The sequence below is a fragment of the Veillonella sp. T11011-6 genome, assembly GCF_002959755.1.
In the GTDB taxonomy this organism is placed as follows: domain Bacteria; phylum Bacillota; class Negativicutes; order Veillonellales; family Veillonellaceae; genus Veillonella.
This window is the reverse complement of sequence record NZ_PPCW01000005.1, coordinates 360,650-378,067: the sequence shown is the minus strand read 5'-3', so window position 1 is coordinate 378,067 and position 17,418 is coordinate 360,650. Positions and strand designations below refer to the sequence as shown.

Sequence of the window (17,418 nt, the reverse complement as noted above, 5' to 3'; positions counted from 1 at the left end):
AATCTTTATTATTATAGCATAAAATACTGGGAATGAGTACTATATTAAACAAATTTTATGAAATTAATATGACTAGAATATGCATATCCATGGGATTTGCACACTCTAGCCATACACTTAAAAGCTTCTTGTCCAACGGCCGCCTATATAATTGTTCCCTTGCGATGTATGCCATGCAGTGAATTTAAGGTTTCGTTTAACAGAATACTCCACACCATATTTATTTTGTTTATTATTGATACCTTGAGAATAGGTAAGCATAACTTTTGGCACAATATATTTGCCAATTTCAATGTTGTAATTACCTGCTGTTGCCCTATTAGTTGGTTCATCAGGATCAATGGAACCTGTCGTAATATTAATCCGATCTAAACCTAATGTATTTTGCAATGCATCTTGCACATAGCCAAAGGCAAACATTTGTAAACCTGCTGTAGCAACAGCATTCACATCATCATTTGTCAATGTACTACTATTTGAATCTGCACCACGACCAAAGGTTAACATGGAAATAATTTGCTTTCTAGACAAACTAGGATTAGACGACAAAGTAAGATCCATATGGTCTACAGTCCCTTTTACACCAAGCATAATATTGTAGTTGCTTACATTCGTTTCAGCCTCTAATTGTAAGTTTGGTAAATAGGAACCACCTACAAAGTGTGCATTCCCCTTCGTAATATTAAATACATGACTTAAGTATTTGAACGTACCAGATTTAACATCGAACTGGCCACTAGCAGTTGGGTTTTGTAATGTGCCACCGAAATGAACATCACCACCGATAAACATGTTATATAGAGTTCGATCATATAAGCGTACGCCCTTGCCAGCATGAATATTAACATCTACACCCATGTTGGTGCTACTTTCACTAGACTGCAAGGAAAGAGGAATCTTAAATTGGATGTTTTCTAGGTCCAAATTACCTATCAAGGTAGGTAATCCATCACGTTCCGCAATGTAAAGTTCACCATTTAATGGGCCTCTCACATATTCGCTACGAACATCGAGTCCATCAAGTTGAACGGCAGCCTTATAGTTGGTAAGCTCATGACCAGACCAATTTACCTTAGCAGCTAAACCAGCACTACCTTTCCCCATATTGATACGAGATTGGAAATCCCCTTGTTGTCCAGAGAAGATTAAATCTCCGTCAATACCAGTAATTTCATTATCTACATTGGCCAATTTCATAGTACCATTACGTACAGATACTGTGCCGTATGCCTCAGGTTGGTCTATAGTCCCTGTAAGCCTAATTGCACCCTTTAACGGCCCCGTTGCATCTTTAACACTAGTAGTAACAAGAGGAATAACAGCCATATCTGCTTCGTTAAAGTCAATTGTTACATCCATAGATTTAGCATCACTAGCTTCTAAATAACCAGATGTATAAAGAGCCGCCAATGGAATTTTACCATAAATACTGAGCTTATAGCCTCCTTTAGCGCCTTGAATACGTTGGATTTGAATGACATGATCTTGCATTGTAGCCAACGCAAAGCCTTCATCAATACCAATTCCATTGAACGAACCGGACTCTACTGCACCAGATAATTCCACCTTAGGATTTTTAGTTTCTCCAGTAACATTCACAACACCTGTTACCCAGCCTGTTGCTTGAATATCCTTACCTACAAGTGGTAAGAATGGCACTATGTCGACATCCTTTAAGGCTACTTGTAAATCAGCTTGCCCATCGAGATCCAAAGTACCACCCATAGCAATGAGGCCCTCACCAACAGGTAGTTTTAAAGTGGTAATTTTAAACTTACGATTAGCTAGGCTAGCATCAATTGTTGCATCCCCTACTACCTTATCATCAATGCTAACATCGTTAATTTTACCATTTACAATAACACTTGGATTGTCCTTCGTACCTCCAATTTCAACAGAGCCATTTAATTGACCATCGAGGTGCTCATCAGCTCGATCTAATAAAGCCAATAAGTTCTTTACACTACCATTGGTAACATCTAAAACGCCAAATAATTGTTTGCTATCGTCAAGCTTCATGCCACCTTTAGCAACATAACGACCACCATTCGATTCAGCAAACGAAAAATCTTGTACATTTACAACAGACTTATCGGCATAAACATGGCCATGAATATCCGTCAATAGCTGTCCATTAATGGATAAAGCATCTGATAAAATATAGCCATTAAACTGAGGGTTATCCATGGAACCCGTTATAGTACCACGGCCTGCTAGTAAACCATCCACCTTATAATCGGTATTGATGAGCAATCTACCCATATCGATTTTCTTACCTTCAAAATCAATATTAATAGCTTCTTTTGATACAGTACCGCCACCAGTAATAGTTGCACCGTAACCTTCGATATCAAAGCGATATAATTCTAATGTTTCATTTTTATAGTTGTATTTGGCAAAAGCATTAGTAATAAGCTTGCCATAGGCAGACCCATCCCATAAATGAGCTCGCCCTTCTACAATCGGACTAGCAATAGTCCCTGTTATATGGTTGTCAGTTTCAAACCAACCTGTAATAGGAATATCTGTTACAGGACGAATTAAATTTTCAATACGTACAGCACGAGCTTTAGCATTTAAATCTAATGCATCAGTATTGATATTATACCAACCGGTAATATCGTAACCGCCACTACCATCACCAATATGACCATTGGTTATTGTTAGAATATGATTATCTAGATTGATATCGCTATGAATATCATTAAAGTGAGCCCCCTTATAGAGAACCTCTTGTCCCCATACGGTTCCAATCACATTAGGGTTATCTAAGGCACCTTTTACATTAATAGAAGTGCTAACTGTGCCAGCTACATCTTCACCTATGATTGGACTAAGTGATGTCAACGGCAAGGCATTACCAGAAACTGTGGCATCCACTTGGCCATTTTGAATAGAACCATATCCACTAAAGGAACCCGTTCCCATATTGCCTACCATAGTTATGTTGGTAAGATTATCACTATGGGTCAAATCCGCTTTTACAGAGTCTAGAACTACACCACGTACACCAATCTGATGACCTTGGACCGCTCCCACAAGATCTGTAAGTTGATTATTCTTCCCTAAAGCGTGAATTTCACCATCAACGGTCCCACTAATAGGCATAGCTAAATCTTTTGTAAAAGTATCCAACGATAATGCATTTACATTGGCAATAGCGTCAAAATCACCTGTATCTACAACGTATTGACCTTTGACTTTAGCATTACCAGCACCAATAGACAATTGGGCATCATCGATACGAACTAATCCATTATCGTATACCACATTTCCTTGAACGCGATCCACATGATATCCTTTATAAGAAATACCATCACTACCTATTGTTGCGTCTACGCGAGGCGCTACAGTAGTGCCTCCTATATGCGCACGACCGCCAACAATACCAGTAACCCCTACATCAGTAATAGCTTCTAAATCCACCTTATCGGCTACAACATTAAGATTTAAATACTCTTCGTCTTTTCCCAATGTAATGAGACCATTAAGCTTTGCTTCCTGATCATTAATACGCCAAGAGCTATGACTAATAACAATTTGGTCGTGATTCAACATAATACGACCTTCACCATTGGTAATCGTATAAAGCGTATTGCTCCGTTTATAAGTCCCCGTTAAGCCTTTAAAGCCTACATTGCCACTCATAACATATTGGCCATCTTCACTTTTAATATTGAGATGTAAGTCTTGTAATTTCCCACCCGTTACTGACAAATCTTTACGAAGCGGTATAAAACTCATGATACCTGCCGTATCAATTTCATCTGCTTGCACAAAGAGATCGAAATTAGATACATGATCCATATCAATGTTGCCATTTACAAGAACAGAGGAACCATCTATATCTGCAGTAAAAGCCCCTTTAGACATACCACTCATATTAAGAGCAACGGTACCATCAAGGTTTTCAACATTGCGTTTAATGCCATCTTTAGTACGTAGCGCTACATGGCCATTATTAATGGTAATATCACCATCAAAACCACCCGATTTATTCGGATCAGATGGTTTTACTAATTTTTCTATACTCCAAGATCCATCGTTCAATTGCCATATATGAAGATCAGGTGCCTCTACAGTAACAGTCGATATAGCTGTTGCCCCTGATGTATTACCCCCAATTATACTTGGTAATGCAGATAGTTTAACCCCAACGGCTACATCTTGCGCCGTCCCTACTAAGTGACCATCCCGATCTTTAATCACCACATCTGATAAAACTACATCACCATTCCAATTGATACGAAGAGAATCATAGTCCACAGATCCGTTTATGGCATTATTTACTTGTTCTTTAACCATAGGTGCTACATAGGTCTGAGCTATAGGGTTTATACTAGCACCAACTGCAGATAAGCCTAAAATTGCAGCCCCTATGAGGCACCACTTTTTACGGGTCATAATGATCTCCCATACACATTATGAATAATATAAATATATATACTAATCTTACCACACACAAAGTAATAACTATAGTATTTTAAGGGTAAATTTTATAAAACTAATATATTTTTTACTAATCATTTTCTGCAATAACTACAGATAAAATTATTTTAAACATTACCATAACATAAAAATGAAAATATACAATGAATTTACGCTTTATAAATCTATAACAAAAAAAAGACGACCGAAGTCGTCTTTTTTAGTATTCTATTATTGATTGCCACCAAGTTGTGCTAATTGTTCAGCTGCACCACTGTTTGCAATAATTTCTGCACCTTGTCCAACTGGAGTATTCAATGGAACACCTGTCAATTGTTCAAGAGCTGCAATGCTAATATTGTAATTATAAAGAGCTTGTACATAGTTATTACGAGCATCTGTTAATTTAGTTTCCGCATCGAGTACATCAAGGTTTGTACCAACACCAGCACGATAGCGAAGTGTAGCAATACGGAAGCTTTCTTGACCTTGAGCAACTGCAGTTTGAGTGCTTTGGATTGTTTGCTCTGCAGAACGCAAATTCAAGTATGCTTTTTGTACTGCTAATAATACAGCATCAACAGTAGCTAAATTAGCCTCTTTCGCTTGTTCAAGTTGTGCATTTGCTTTTTTAATAGCATTTTGTGTTGCACCGCCATCCCATAAGCTCCAAGATGCAGTAGCACCTACACTCCAGGATTTTGTACTTGTTCCAAAGTAACCATCTGGATCGGCATAACCACGACCAGCTTTTACAGCTACAGTTGGCAAGTAGCCAGATTTAGCAGATTTTACAGCCTCTTCTGCAGATTTTACATCGAGAGCAGATTTTACAAGGGCAGAACGGTGAAGCAAAGCATATGCTTTAGCTTGTTCCAACGTAATATTGTAAGGTTTATATTGTAAGTCATGTTCTGCTGTATTAATAGCTGTTTGTGCAGGATATGCAATGACTTGATTCAAGCTAGCCTCTGCTAAATTTGCAGAATTTTGCGCTTTTACAAGATTTGTTTCAGAATCAGCAAGATTTGTTTTAGCAGCCAATACATCAGAACTTGCTACCAAACCAACATTATATTGAGCTTGCACATTTGTTACATGACCTTGGTAATCTTTAACAGCTTGTTGAGCCACATCAACAAGATTACGGTTCATGATCAATGTATAGTAGCCACTAATAGCATCATATTTTGCTTGTTGCAATGCTTCTTCATAGCTAGCGCCAGTGCCTTCACGAGTATAACGTGCAGAATCAATACTTGCATCGAGTTGAGGATTAAATACAGGAGCACTAATGGAGAAGTTATGACTACCAGATTTACCACGGCCAGTGTCACCGCCTGTTTTTTGAGCAGACCAACCATAGCTTACACTAGGGTTCTTGCCTGCTGCTACTTGGCTCACTGCAGATTTAGCAGCTTCATAGCCCCATTTAGTTTGTTTTGCTGTACGGTTATTCGCCAACGCCAACTCTATGGTACGAGTCTCATCGAGGTCCAATTTGCTCTCATATGTTTTACTATCTTGAACAGATTTTTCGGCTAATTGCTTTTGTGTTAATTGAATCGCTTCTTTTTGATATTTGCTTAATTGGTCTCCATTATTAACGGAAGTTGTAACTACATCAGCAGCCATTGCACCTGTAGTAGCTAAGGAGAGCATTACACCTAAGGATAAAACCTTTTTATTCATAATATGTACCTCCATACTCACCTAAAGTGAATGTATTAGTCTTTAAAATACTTGTTTGATACCAAAGTAGGTACCACCATTCGTGGAACCGAACGGTCTGGTCATTTGAATAACCCCATAAGTATCTTTATGTAAACGTATATCACTACGAATACGATATTTGCGATTGTTAAGGTCATATACCGCTGCGGATAATGAAACTGGACCACGTAAATTATAGTCAACGCCAAGTCCTAATTCACTTTCAAAAATACCGCCCCGTACTAGCCATTTAGAGCTAATGAATCGACCTGCATTTAAATCGAATTTAGTGCCATCGCCGATATTGGAAAGGCCAAGCTCAGCCATACCTTTATCATTATAAGCACGAACACGACCATTGATGCGGAATTCATCATCTGTTGTGTTATATAACAAATCTACAGAAGGCTCAACTTTAGTAGATGACTTTTTTTCAACATTATTTCCATCTACTACATTTCCACTTGCATCAGTTTGATATGCTTTACCACCCATCAATTTGTTGATGCGAGCTGAAATCTGTGCCGTATTATGTAATGTTTCCTTAATATTTTCCTGTGCTTTAGGATCAGTTACAGTAGACTCCATAGAACGAGCCATATTATCTACACGATCCGTAGTTTGTTTTAAGTTAGTCAAAATAGCACGCATATCATTGCCTGCATTACCATCTGCATTAAATTGTTGAGCAGCTTGATTTAGCTGTGCCGTTACATCAGCCATATTTTGTGTAATCGCTACAGCATTATCAGCCATCGTCGCAGTAGATTGCAAGGAATGTTTAAGTGCATTTTGCGTTGCTGGATCACCAATAATATTATTGATAGATTGCAACATTTTTTCGGTGCCATCCATTAACTTTTGAGCACTTTGCATCGCTTTATCCATAGCGTCTGCACCTTCGCCCTTAACAGAGTCACCATCTTGTAAAAACACCTTAGATTGACCTGGTGAAATTTGAATAAATTTATCACCTAAAAAACCATCTGATCCCAATGTGAACGTAGAATCACTTGGAATTTGTGTTTTTTCATCAAGCTTCATTTTTACTACAACACCATGCGGAGTAATCTCGATATCAGAGACATTACCGATGGCCACACCTGAATATTTAACTTGATTGCCATTTTTTAGGCCATTAACTTGAGCAAAATCGCCAGTAATCGTCATTTGTGGCTTAGCCCATATATCAATGCGACCTACAAAAAGTATTCCCGCAATAAATAGAGCTATACCTATTATTGTGAAAGCCCCTACCTTGGCCTCCGTCGTCCACTTCATTACACATCTCCCATCGCAGATACATTAATTGGTTCTGCTTCACCATGAATAAACTGTTGTACCTTTTTATTTGTAGAATTCTTAAAGTCTATTGTATCAGAAATTTCCACAAATTTCCCCTTATCAAGTAAAGCTATGCGATTTGCCACGTAAAACGCGGATTGCATATCATGTGTTACTACAATAGAAGTACAACCAAGCCGTTGTTGCATCCCCTTAATTAGCATACTAATCGTACCAGATGTAATAGGATCCAAGCCGGATGAAGGTTCATCATAGAGGATTAAGCTTGGGTCTAGCGCTATGGCGCGAGCTAAGCTAACGCGCTTTTTCATACCGCCTGACAATTCGTTAGGCATATAGGATTCATACCCTTTCAAACCGACCCAATCTAGTCGCTCTGCTACAATGCGTCGTATCTCATCGTCGCCTAAGTCCGTATGTTGACGTAAACCAAAGCCTACATTTTCACCTACCGACATAGAATCAAACAGAGCAGAGTATTGGAATACCATCCCCATCTTTCTTCGTACTGTATTAAATTCATCTTCAGATAATGTTGTAATATCTGTGCCATCTACAATAATCTGTCCCGATGTAGGACGCTGCAAGCCTATTAATAAGCGAAGCAATGTACTTTTACCACTACCACTACCGCCTAATATAACCAACGTCTCCCCATCATTAATGGTAAGATTAATGGAGTCTAAAATCACACGTGACTCATAGGCAACTACAACATCGCGTAGTTCTATCATAAATCCCTCTAGCGTATCTACTAATATAACAAAGTAGACAAAAAGTAATTTAATACAAATACTAAAATAATACTAGTTACTACAGAACTAGTTGTGGAGAAGCCTACGGCTTCTGCGCCCATTTTAGTTTCCATCCCCTTATAGGAGCCTACCAATGCAATAACAGCACCAAACACACTGGACTTAACTAAGCCTAATGTGAAGTCTGAAATAGTAGAAAACATTTGAATAGAATCTAAATAGGTACTTGGCGCTAAACCCTTAATTGCAGTAGCCACAAAGTAACCACCTGCAATGCCAATTACTACACCATAAAACGCCAATATAGGCACCATAATCATACATGCTACTACACGAGGTACCACAAGATAACCAATAGGATCGACAGCCATAACACGAAGCGCATCGATTTGTTCGGTTACCTTCATTGTACCAATTTCAGCCGTGATGGCAGCGCCAACACGGCCAGCTAGTACTACCCCTACTAAGATGGGACCTAATTCACGTCCCATAGCAACAGCCATAAGACCACCTACAGTGCTTTGTGCACCATATGTAATCAATACATCTGTAATCTGTAAGGTCATAACTGCACCAGCAAAGAGTAACGTTAAACTGATAATCGGCAACGAATCTACGCCTAAGTGAGCCATCTGCTGAAACACATGCCACAGATTAATCATTTTCAGTTGTCTAATTGTGTGCCACACCAATAATGTAGCACTCCCCATCTGTGATAGGCCGTTCATTACAGCTCGTCCTATCGATTCTAGCCAATTCAACAGTTTAGCCCTTTCCCCTTACATTTTCAGCTTATTCAGCTGCATTAGTATCATTTACTTTAGATTCATCCTTTTTATCAGGTGTTTTTTGGTCTTGTTTATCAGATTTTTTCACATCTTGTTTATCAGACTTTTTCACATCTTTTTTACTGGATTTATCCTTTTTGGATTGGTCTTCCAATTCTAATTTATGTTCCATCTTGCTTTGATTTTTAACTTCTTTTACGCGTTTAGCTAATGCTTTATCGCGATCGGCTGGTTTCATAACATGAATTGTAAATTGACCATCACCTTGAACGATGTATTCCGTATCAATAGCAGTTTTTTCTATTTGATTATCATCGTCCTTACTAGAACTCAAATCTTCTTGACCTGTTTTTTTCTTTACATCCCCTGGCATAGGTTTTGATTCCACATCTTTAAGTTTAGCTTTTTTAACAGATTGGGAACCATCTTCATCAACAAGACTAATGCCATCTTCTAAAAACTCTACAACGATTTGATTATTTGTATCAGTCTTTTGAATTTCATCATAAAGTTCATTAAAATCTTTATGAACTTTTAAGCGACGTAAAATTTCATCAGTTAAATTATATTTTTGCTTTTCTAATACATAAGGTAATGGGATTTCACCGCCCCCACGCACCTCTAAGGTATACTTGCCAACAGCTTGATCCTCAGGAACCTTAAAGAAGATTTGTTTAACGACCTTCTCACCGCGGAACGGCTCCAACGTTACATCTACAACGATTGTATCACCAGGGGAAACAATGGTTGAAGATGCAGAGGCATCAACAAGCTTAGCTGTTTTCTTATCTTGTGTCACCTCAGTTTCTACAGAGATGTCAGAAATTTCATAATTAATGAATCGGTTATTCATAAGAACGTCGATAACATTATAGAACTCATCAACAGCCTTCTCAGAGATAGAGTCAGAGCTATAGAACATATTAGTTCGCGTCAACGGTTTATGCTCTTTACCTCTTGGTGTGATTGTATAAGAAATGGTAGCCGTACCAGCGCCACTACGATCCAACGTTTTATTCAACATGTTATATAGAGATGTAGCCGCTAAAGTCGGTGTCATCTCACTATCTTCAATAACCTTAACAGAGCTAGTTTTATCACGCCCCATATCAAGGTCTTTCAAATGGAATCGCATAGGGATCCCTGGAGAAATCACACCAGAAACACCTGCAATACCAGCACCTCTATCTTCAGTTACAGAGCCAACTTCCTTGCCCATAGAGCCCAATTTGAAAGCAGCATCATAACTTTTAACTACTGTAAAGATGCTTGCATTATGCATGAAGTAGTTTGAGGAGCCATGTTTTAAGAATGGATGACCAAAGGCAACAATCTTTTCCCCATCTACATAGGTAACAGTACCAATGGCCCCCAGTTTTAGGTCACCATCAACTAGTAATGCTGCTACAGAACCACCGGCTTCTAGAGGTTTAGCAATTTCATCACCACTAGCACTAGCCGTATCATATGTTTCATATTTATATTGTGGCAACTTGGATTTGAAGTAATCCATGGATGCTGCATCAAAGCCATAAGCCATAAGTGGCGTGCCAAGAGGGATCAATTGTTTATCATCCCATGGTTTGGATAAGTTCTTCTCATATGGAATATTCCATAATTTCACCATATCCTCGATAGGGGTAATCATCCCAATCGTACCATCTGCAAAGCCCCAGCCATAAGCAACAGCACCAACGAGCTTACCATTTATATATACAGGACTACCACTCATGCCATGAGCGATGCCGCCTGTTTTTTCCATAACAGGACCAGAGAACTTCGCTAAAATAAGATGACCAGATGGTCCCTTATCCTTCATGACACCAAGTACCTTTACATCAAAGGTAGAAATGGTATCTCCTACAATTACAGTTTTTGCAATGCCTTCCATACCTGTAGTTACATCATTGACAGGCATGAAATCAACAGCCTGTGCAGCTGTAAGTGAAGTACAGAAGAAAAGCGCCAGTATCGCTTTTCTATACCGACGCCAAGAATGAGAAAACTTCATTCCTTCTCTCCTTTATTTACTTTCTACTGTGACAACGATTTGATCACGAGAAACGTCTGAGCCCACTGTAACATTAACCGCCGTTACAGTACCAGTTACAGTAGATTTAGCAGCAGCCATAGGGCCAGCCAATGTCTCTACAGTTACCAATGTTTGACCTTCTGTTACAGCAGAGCCAACAGAAACTGTAGAAGCAACTTTACCTGTTAATACACTTTGGTATGATACAGGGGCCGCCATTACAGAGCTAACACTTAAAATGCCTAAAGCAGCTAATGCCAACACTACTCTTTTCATAACGATCCCTCCTTTTACAAAATTAGTTATGTATTTATAGTATACTAAATTATTACTAATATTTCAAACAAAATTGTATGCAACGAATTCATTTTATAATTACAATATCCTCATAGGTCGTAGGATTTGAAGTCGCTTTATGAACGTATGTATCATTGACTACTAAATCAACACTACCTTGATTCGATAATTCAGCACCATCCACGACGCCTAGTTTGGATAATAGTTGAGCCCCTTCTTGTTGTGTAACCCCTACGGATTGAAGCCCAGCTTTATCAACAGTAAGAACCACCAAATTATGATCTTTAGTAGTTCCTATAAAACTACGAGCTTTATTATTGGTCCCATCAGCACCTACATAGTTACCATTTTTCAAAACCATAGTACCTGCTTGTAAAGCTGCTCCACCAGTGGTATTCACTTGTGCCAACTCCGGTCTATTTTGAATCGTAATCGGTGTGCCCACCTTTAATTTACGTAATGTATCCCGCGATTCTCCGTGACCAGATAACACGTATTGGTTTTCTCCAATTTTAGAATTCCCTTTTTGACCACTAACCACCTTGCCATTAGCAACAGTCACTTCGTATCCAAAGTCATTAGTCTTTGTAGATGCCCCATACGCTGATGTATATAGAGTCAAAGCATTTTCTTTACGACTTGTATTAACAGAGGTAATCAGGAATGTATCCTTCTGTGTTTTAGCCTGTAGTAAAGGTCTTTTTTCTTCAATAAAATATCCACGATTTGGTGTATATCGCAAGGTGCCACGGTTAGAAATACGCTCTAAATCAATAGTTCCATCACTTGCTACCGAATAAGGGCGATCAAAACTACTACCTTTTACCTTTGCGCCAATTATAGCAGTATGCGATTGAACTACAGATGATAAGGGTTTACCTTCCGAAACATGAGCGACCACCATAGGTGAATCATTGTCCACAGATAATGCAAAGGCCTGGATTTTGCCTTCTGATACAGTGTTATTAATCTTGCTATACGTAACAGATTTATTTACATCCTTTGTTGTTTGTTGAGCATAGCTAGAAAACAAATCAACTACAATACGCGATGGCTTCTCCAATGTAAATTCATGATGTTGTACATCCTTGTTAGCCGTCAATGTTACTTGCAAAGATCCATTAACAGGTTGTAAGCCAATGCCTTTTAAAACACCTGTTTTTGTATTATTTTGCGCTATAGGACCCGTCAATCCATTTGTAGTACCACCAAGGTTAAGTGTAAGGGCATGTGTGGACTCATTATAAGACTTAGTCCAAGATACAGGCATTTCAGATACATCCAATACAATTCGACTTGTGCCTTCGTGATTAGATACACGTACACCTGTTAAATTCCCTGCCTCAGCATAAGGTATGGTACTGCCTAGAAAACCTAAAACAGCAAAAGTCAAATATAAATATCGTTTCATATACAATTCCTCTATAGCGACAAACCATATTAATAGGTTTATATTTGCACATCAATTTTACGCAATATACTTTTACTATAGTATACATCATAAAGATGAAAATTACAAAAAGAGGGCACTAAAAAACGAAGTTACTATCTACAGTTATTCCAATCATCAATGGCCTAACTATAAATAGCAACTTCGTCAATTTACATAGTATGTCAATACAATATTTTATTGTAATTCATCCAAGGTATCACGCAATTGTGACATTTCATCAAGGGCTTTGGCGACCCCTTTAATAACAGCATATCGTGGAGACTCTACCAAATACGATGCAATACCTACAGAACGTGTAATAACACGATCCAACCCATCGATGAGAGCACCGCCACCGGTAAGAATGATGCCGTGATCATTAATAGCCGCCACAAGTTCTGGTGGCGTTTTTTCTAGAATAGATTTAATTCCTTCTAGAATATTCATCACTTGCGCCTCTAAGGCACGTTGAATCTCTAAGGAATTAACAGCAACCATCTTAGGTAATCCAGAGCTTGCATCCCGCCCTCTAACCTCTATAGTTCGCTCCTTAGCACGACGATCTACAGTACCGACAGAAATCTTAATCTTTTCAGCTGTTAAAGGTCCAATAACAAGTCGCTTCTTACGACGGATGTAACGGATAATAGATTCATTGAAGGAATCTCCCCCAATGCGAAGGGATTCACTCACCACAACGCCAGTATCACAAAGAACTGCGATATCCGTAGTACCGCCACCAACATCGACAACCATGGCCCCAACTTGATCTGCATCATTGAGCCCTGTCCCCATAGCTGCCGCCAATGGTTCCTCTATCAAGACAGTCTTCTTGGCCCCAGTTCTAAGCAAAGCTTCTAAAATGGCCCGTTTTTCAACAGGTGTAATCCCAGATGGTACACATACGATAATACGCGTTTTCATCAATCTAGAAGCAGGCACGACTGAACGAATAAAATACTTTAACATAAATTCGGTCATATCATAATCTGCAATAACACCTGCTTGAACAGGGCGAATAACAGATATGCCTTTAGGTGTACGTCCTATCATAGTACGTGCAGCTTCGCCTAAGGCAAGAATATCCCCTGTTTTATCATCTTTCGCAATATAAGCTGGCTCATCTAAGACTAAGCCCTTACCTTTAGCGAAAATAAGAATATTCGCAGTTCCTAAGTCGATGCCCAAGTCAAAGTTTAATGAACGATTTAATCGTCCCATTAAATCGCCCACCTGCTCAGGACGAACTAGGCGCTTCAAGGTCATAGCTGGTGTAGTTTTTGCAATAGCTACAGTCTCACGGTTACGACGTTCAACACGGCGCATCTTCGTCACTTTAACCATGGCCTCCCGCATATTAGAAGCTAAGTGATTCGCTTGTTTAGCTACACCTTCTGAAAGTTTCGTAGACTTACGCTTTGTTCTACGCAAAGGCTTACGAGTCGTGCTCGCCTTAGAGTTTTCAACCTTTGCAGCACCTAGGTTTTGTTGCTCGTTGTATAAAGCCGGCCCTTTTGAGCGCCGGCTTCGTTTCTTTTTATTCTGTTTTGGCTCTGTACTTTTATTCGTCAACCCGAACAATATCAGCACCTAACCTTTGCAATTTACCTACGAAATCTTCATAACCACGATCGATATGATGTAGACGACCAACTTCTGTTCTACCTTCTGCAGTCAACGCAGCACAAACAAGAGCTGCACCTGCACGCAAGTCTGTGGCATTAACTACAGCACCATGTAAGCGTGGCATACCTTCTACAATCGCTTGACGATTGTCGATATCGATATGGGCACCCATTTTGCGAAGTTCTGCAACGTGCATGAAGCGGTTTTCAAATACAGTTTCTGTTACTGTACTTGTGCCTTCAGCAATTGTAGTAAGCGCCATAAATTGAGCTTGCATATCTGTTGGGAAGCCTGGGTATGGCAATGTTTTGATATCAACAGCTTTAATGCCTTTGCCAGTGCTGATAACACGAATACCATCAATTTCTTCCTCTACAGTAACGCCAGCTTCTTTCAACTTAGCTACTACTGGTTTCAAATGTTCTGGCAATGCATTTTCTACAAATACGTCGCCACCAGCCATAGCTGCGGCAATCAAATATGTACCAGCTTCGATACGGTCAGGAATAACCGTATGAATCGCACCATGTAATTGAGGCACCCCTTCAATGCGAATTACATTGGTACCAGCACCGCGAATATTAGCGCCCATTGCATTTAAGAATGTCGCTAAATCAACGATTTCAGGTTCTTCCGCAGCATTTTCGATAACAGTTTTACCTTCCGCCATAGAAGCCGCCATAATTACATTTTCTGTAGCCCCTACACTTGGGAAATCCAAGTAAATTTGAGTACCTTTAAGGCCTTCTGGAGCATGTGCATATACATAATCTTCAGTAATTTCAATTTTAGCACCTAACGCTTCAAAAGCTTTTAGGTGAAGGTCGATAGGACGTGCACCAATTGCACAACCACCTGGCATGGAGATTTTAGCCTCCCCTTTGCGCGCTAAAAGTGGACCCATTACAAGGAAAGATGCACGCATTTTGCGTACAAGCTCATAAGGAGCTTCCGTAGCAGTTAATGTAGATGCATCGAAAATAATTTCATCATCTGCTTTATTACGAGTGATTTTAACCCCCAAAGACTCGATAACTTGGCAAATCGTACCTACATCTTCCAAATTTGGAATTTCAAGTAATTTACTAGGCGTTGATGCTAGTAAAGTACCGGCAATAATAGGGAGTACCGCATTTTTAGCACTACTAACACGTACACGGCCTTCCAACCGATTGCCACCTTGAATGATTAGCTTTTCCAACAGAATTCCTCCTACACTTTTATATCGATCATCTTGTATGAACTACAAGACGTTGTATTTATAACGTCATATACTGAATATTATTATACTATTTTTCGATATATCTCATCAAGAGACTGTGAGAAAATACTGAGAAAAAAGCCCCTCATTTTGAGGGGCCTAATTATTATTTTGCTTTTAAGGATTTTAGTTTCTCATCCATATGCACTGTATCTAAGAAACGAACAGTACCAGTTTTAGAGCGCATTACGATAGTATGTGTACGCGCACCACCTGGGAAGTATTGAATAGCATTCAATAAGTTACCGCGAGTAATAGCAGTAGCCGCGAAGATAACATCATCTGTACGAACGAGATCATCCAATGTAAGTACTTGATTTACATCGGTAATACCCATTTCATGACAACGACGAATTTCTTCTTCTGTTTCTGGTTTCAAGCGGGCTTGCATATCGCCACCTACGCATTTCAAAGCAGCTGCAGCCAATACGCCTTCTGGTGCACCACCAGTACCAACAACCATGTGCACACCAGAACCTTCAATACAACATTCCATAGCTGGGTTAACATCACCATCAGAAATTAACATAATACGTGCACCAAGGTCACGAGCTTCTTTCATCAAGCCATGATGACGTTCACGATCTAGCATAACAAGTGTGATTTCATCGACATTGCGATTCATTTTTGCTGCTACATTTTTGATATTTTCAGTCAAAGATTTAGTAATATCAATAGCACCTGCACCACGAGGGCCAACGCAAAGTTTTTCCATATACATATCTGGTGCATGTAACAAGCCACCTTTTTCAGCAATAGCCATAACTGCAATCGCACCATTTTGGCCTTTTGCAATCAAGTTTGTGCCTTCAATTGGGTCAACTGCGATATCTACTTCTGGGCCACCAGCACCTACATGTTCACCAATGTAAAGCATAGGCGCTTCATCAATTTCGCCTTCACCGATAACTACTGTACCAGAAATACGAACAGAGTCAAATGCTTGACGCATTGCATCTACAGCAAGACCATCCGCTGCATCCTTTTGACCGCGACCAAGTAAACGACCACTGCGTAAAGCAGCCGCTTCAACGACACGAGCAAATTCCAAAGATAATGTACGATCCATAATAGGCCTCCTTATAAGTCCTGTGTGTATTGTAATATGACTCTTACATTGAGCCGAATACTTAACTTATTGATTAGCTTGTTTCCAATCTGCCATAAATTTTTCAAGCCCTGCATCCGTCAATGGATGTTTCATAGCTTGCATAAGTACTTTGAATGGCACTGTTGCAATATGAGCACCGGCTTTAGCACATTGAATGATATGCAATGGCGTTCTCACACTGGCTGCAATAATTTCGGTTTCAATGCCATGAATAGCAAATATGTCTGCAATATCTTGAATTAATGTAAGGCCGTCCATGCTGATATCATCAATGCGACCCACAAATGGGCTCACATAGGTAGCACCTGCACGAGCTGCCAATAAAGCTTGGTTAGCAGAGAAGATTAAGGTTACATTTGTTTTAATACCTTCTTTGCTCAACACAGCAACAGCTTTAAGACCTTCTGGAGTCATAGGCACTTTAATAACTACATTGGAGCCTAATTTTACAAGCTCATGAGCTTCTGCAATCATGCCTTCTGCATCAGAAGCAATAACCTCTGCACTTACAGGACCTTCTACAAGATTTGCAATTTCAGAAATAACTTGTTTTAAGTCGCGTTTAGCTTTCACGATAAGGGATGGGTTAGTAGTCACACCATCGATAAAACCAAAAGCATATGCTTCTTTTATCTCATCAAATTCTGCGGTATCAATAAAGAACTTCATC

General features: G+C 39.4%; 12 protein-coding genes. All 12 read right to left on the bottom strand.

The window, feature by feature from the left end; genetic code table 11:
* Window positions 1–117: 117 nt before the first annotated feature.
* The 12 genes from VRHSUH10_RS09125 to fsa all read right to left on the bottom strand — a co-directional run bounded on the left by VRHSUH10_RS09125 (window position 118) and on the right by fsa (window position 17,417).
* On the bottom strand, window positions 118–4,404 hold the full coding sequence (locus tag VRHSUH10_RS09125; RefSeq protein WP_105090301.1) for a translocation/assembly module TamB domain-containing protein: 4,287 nt from the start codon (window positions 4,402–4,404) through the stop codon (window positions 118–120).
* Window positions 4,405–4,659: 255 nt separating this feature from the next.
* Window positions 4,660–6,120: a TolC family protein gene (locus tag VRHSUH10_RS09120; protein ID WP_105090300.1), complete on the bottom strand. Its 1,461-nt coding sequence runs from the start codon at window positions 6,118–6,120 to the stop codon at window positions 4,660–4,662.
* Between the two features lie 42 nt (window positions 6,121–6,162).
* Window positions 6,163–7,422 carry an MlaD family protein gene (locus VRHSUH10_RS09115; protein ID WP_105090299.1) on the bottom strand — a complete coding sequence of 420 codons (1,260 nt, stop codon included), beginning with the start codon at window positions 7,420–7,422 and terminating at the stop codon, window positions 6,163–6,165.
* Window positions 7,422–8,180 carry an ABC transporter ATP-binding protein gene (locus VRHSUH10_RS09110; protein ID WP_105090298.1) on the bottom strand — a complete coding sequence of 253 codons (759 nt, stop codon included), beginning with the start codon at window positions 8,178–8,180 and terminating at the stop codon, window positions 7,422–7,424. The genes VRHSUH10_RS09115 and VRHSUH10_RS09110 overlap by 1 nt, the downstream gene beginning before the upstream one ends.
* Window positions 8,181–8,200: 20 nt before the next feature.
* Window positions 8,201–8,962: an ABC transporter permease gene (locus tag VRHSUH10_RS09105; protein WP_039969447.1), complete on the bottom strand. Its 762-nt coding sequence runs from the start codon at window positions 8,960–8,962 to the stop codon at window positions 8,201–8,203.
* Between the two features lie 31 nt (window positions 8,963–8,993).
* The gene (locus tag VRHSUH10_RS09100; RefSeq protein ID WP_005387254.1) at window positions 8,994–11,000 is read right to left on the bottom strand and encodes a SpoIVB peptidase S55 domain-containing protein; all 2,007 of its coding nucleotides are present in this window, start codon (window positions 10,998–11,000) and stop codon (window positions 8,994–8,996) included.
* 12 nt (window positions 11,001–11,012) lie between these two features.
* Window positions 11,013–11,297, bottom strand: a complete 285-nt coding sequence (locus tag VRHSUH10_RS09095) for a biotin/lipoyl-containing protein (RefSeq protein ID WP_005387253.1) — start codon at window positions 11,295–11,297, stop codon at window positions 11,013–11,015.
* Window positions 11,298–11,385: 88 nt separating this feature from the next.
* Entirely contained in the window at window positions 11,386–12,729 is a 1,344-nt protein-coding gene (locus tag VRHSUH10_RS09090; RefSeq protein WP_105090297.1) for a phosphodiester glycosidase family protein, read from the bottom strand.
* Between the two features lie 216 nt (window positions 12,730–12,945).
* Window positions 12,946–14,331: a rod shape-determining protein gene (locus tag VRHSUH10_RS09085; protein ID WP_105090296.1), complete on the bottom strand. Its 1,386-nt coding sequence runs from the start codon at window positions 14,329–14,331 to the stop codon at window positions 12,946–12,948.
* Window positions 14,312–15,577, bottom strand: coding sequence for a UDP-N-acetylglucosamine 1-carboxyvinyltransferase (murA, locus tag VRHSUH10_RS09080; protein WP_105090295.1), 1,266 nt, complete (start codon window positions 15,575–15,577; stop codon window positions 14,312–14,314). The genes VRHSUH10_RS09085 and murA overlap by 20 nt, the downstream gene beginning before the upstream one ends.
* Window positions 15,578–15,743: 166 nt before the next feature.
* Window positions 15,744–16,706 (bottom strand): class II fructose-bisphosphatase, encoded by a 963-nt coding sequence (glpX, locus tag VRHSUH10_RS09075; RefSeq protein ID WP_005387249.1) that lies wholly within the window; start codon window positions 16,704–16,706, stop codon window positions 15,744–15,746.
* A gap of 66 nt (window positions 16,707–16,772) precedes the next feature.
* The gene (gene fsa / locus VRHSUH10_RS09070; RefSeq protein WP_105090294.1) at window positions 16,773–17,417 is read right to left on the bottom strand and encodes a fructose-6-phosphate aldolase; all 645 of its coding nucleotides are present in this window, start codon (window positions 17,415–17,417) and stop codon (window positions 16,773–16,775) included.
* Window position 17,418: the final 1 nt, after the last annotated feature.

What these genes read in the sequence shown, in the direction of transcription:
- VRHSUH10_RS09125 (WP_105090301.1), bottom strand. Translation starts at nt 4,404, where the DNA reads ATGACCCGTAAAAAGTGGTGCCTCATAGGGGCTGCAATTTTAGGCTTA.
- VRHSUH10_RS09110 (WP_105090298.1), bottom strand. Translation starts at nt 8,180, where the DNA reads ATGATAGAACTACGCGATGTTGTAGTTGCCTATGAGTCACGTGTGATT.
- VRHSUH10_RS09115 (WP_105090299.1), bottom strand. Translation starts at nt 7,422, where the DNA reads ATGAAGTGGACGACGGAGGCCAAGGTAGGGGCTTTCACAATAATAGGT.
- VRHSUH10_RS09095 (WP_005387253.1), bottom strand. Translation starts at nt 11,297, where the DNA reads ATGAAAAGAGTAGTGTTGGCATTAGCTGCTTTAGGCATTTTAAGTGTT.
- glpX (WP_005387249.1), bottom strand. Translation starts at nt 16,706, where the DNA reads ATGGATCGTACATTATCTTTGGAATTTGCTCGTGTCGTTGAAGCGGCT.
- fsa (WP_105090294.1), bottom strand. Translation starts at nt 17,417, where the DNA reads ATGAAGTTCTTTATTGATACCGCAGAATTTGATGAGATAAAAGAAGCA.
- VRHSUH10_RS09090 (WP_105090297.1), bottom strand. Translation starts at nt 12,729, where the DNA reads ATGAAACGATATTTATATTTGACTTTTGCTGTTTTAGGTTTTCTAGGC.
- VRHSUH10_RS09100 (WP_005387254.1), bottom strand. Translation starts at nt 11,000, where the DNA reads ATGAAGTTTTCTCATTCTTGGCGTCGGTATAGAAAAGCGATACTGGCG.
- VRHSUH10_RS09120 (WP_105090300.1), bottom strand. Translation starts at nt 6,120, where the DNA reads ATGAATAAAAAGGTTTTATCCTTAGGTGTAATGCTCTCCTTAGCTACT.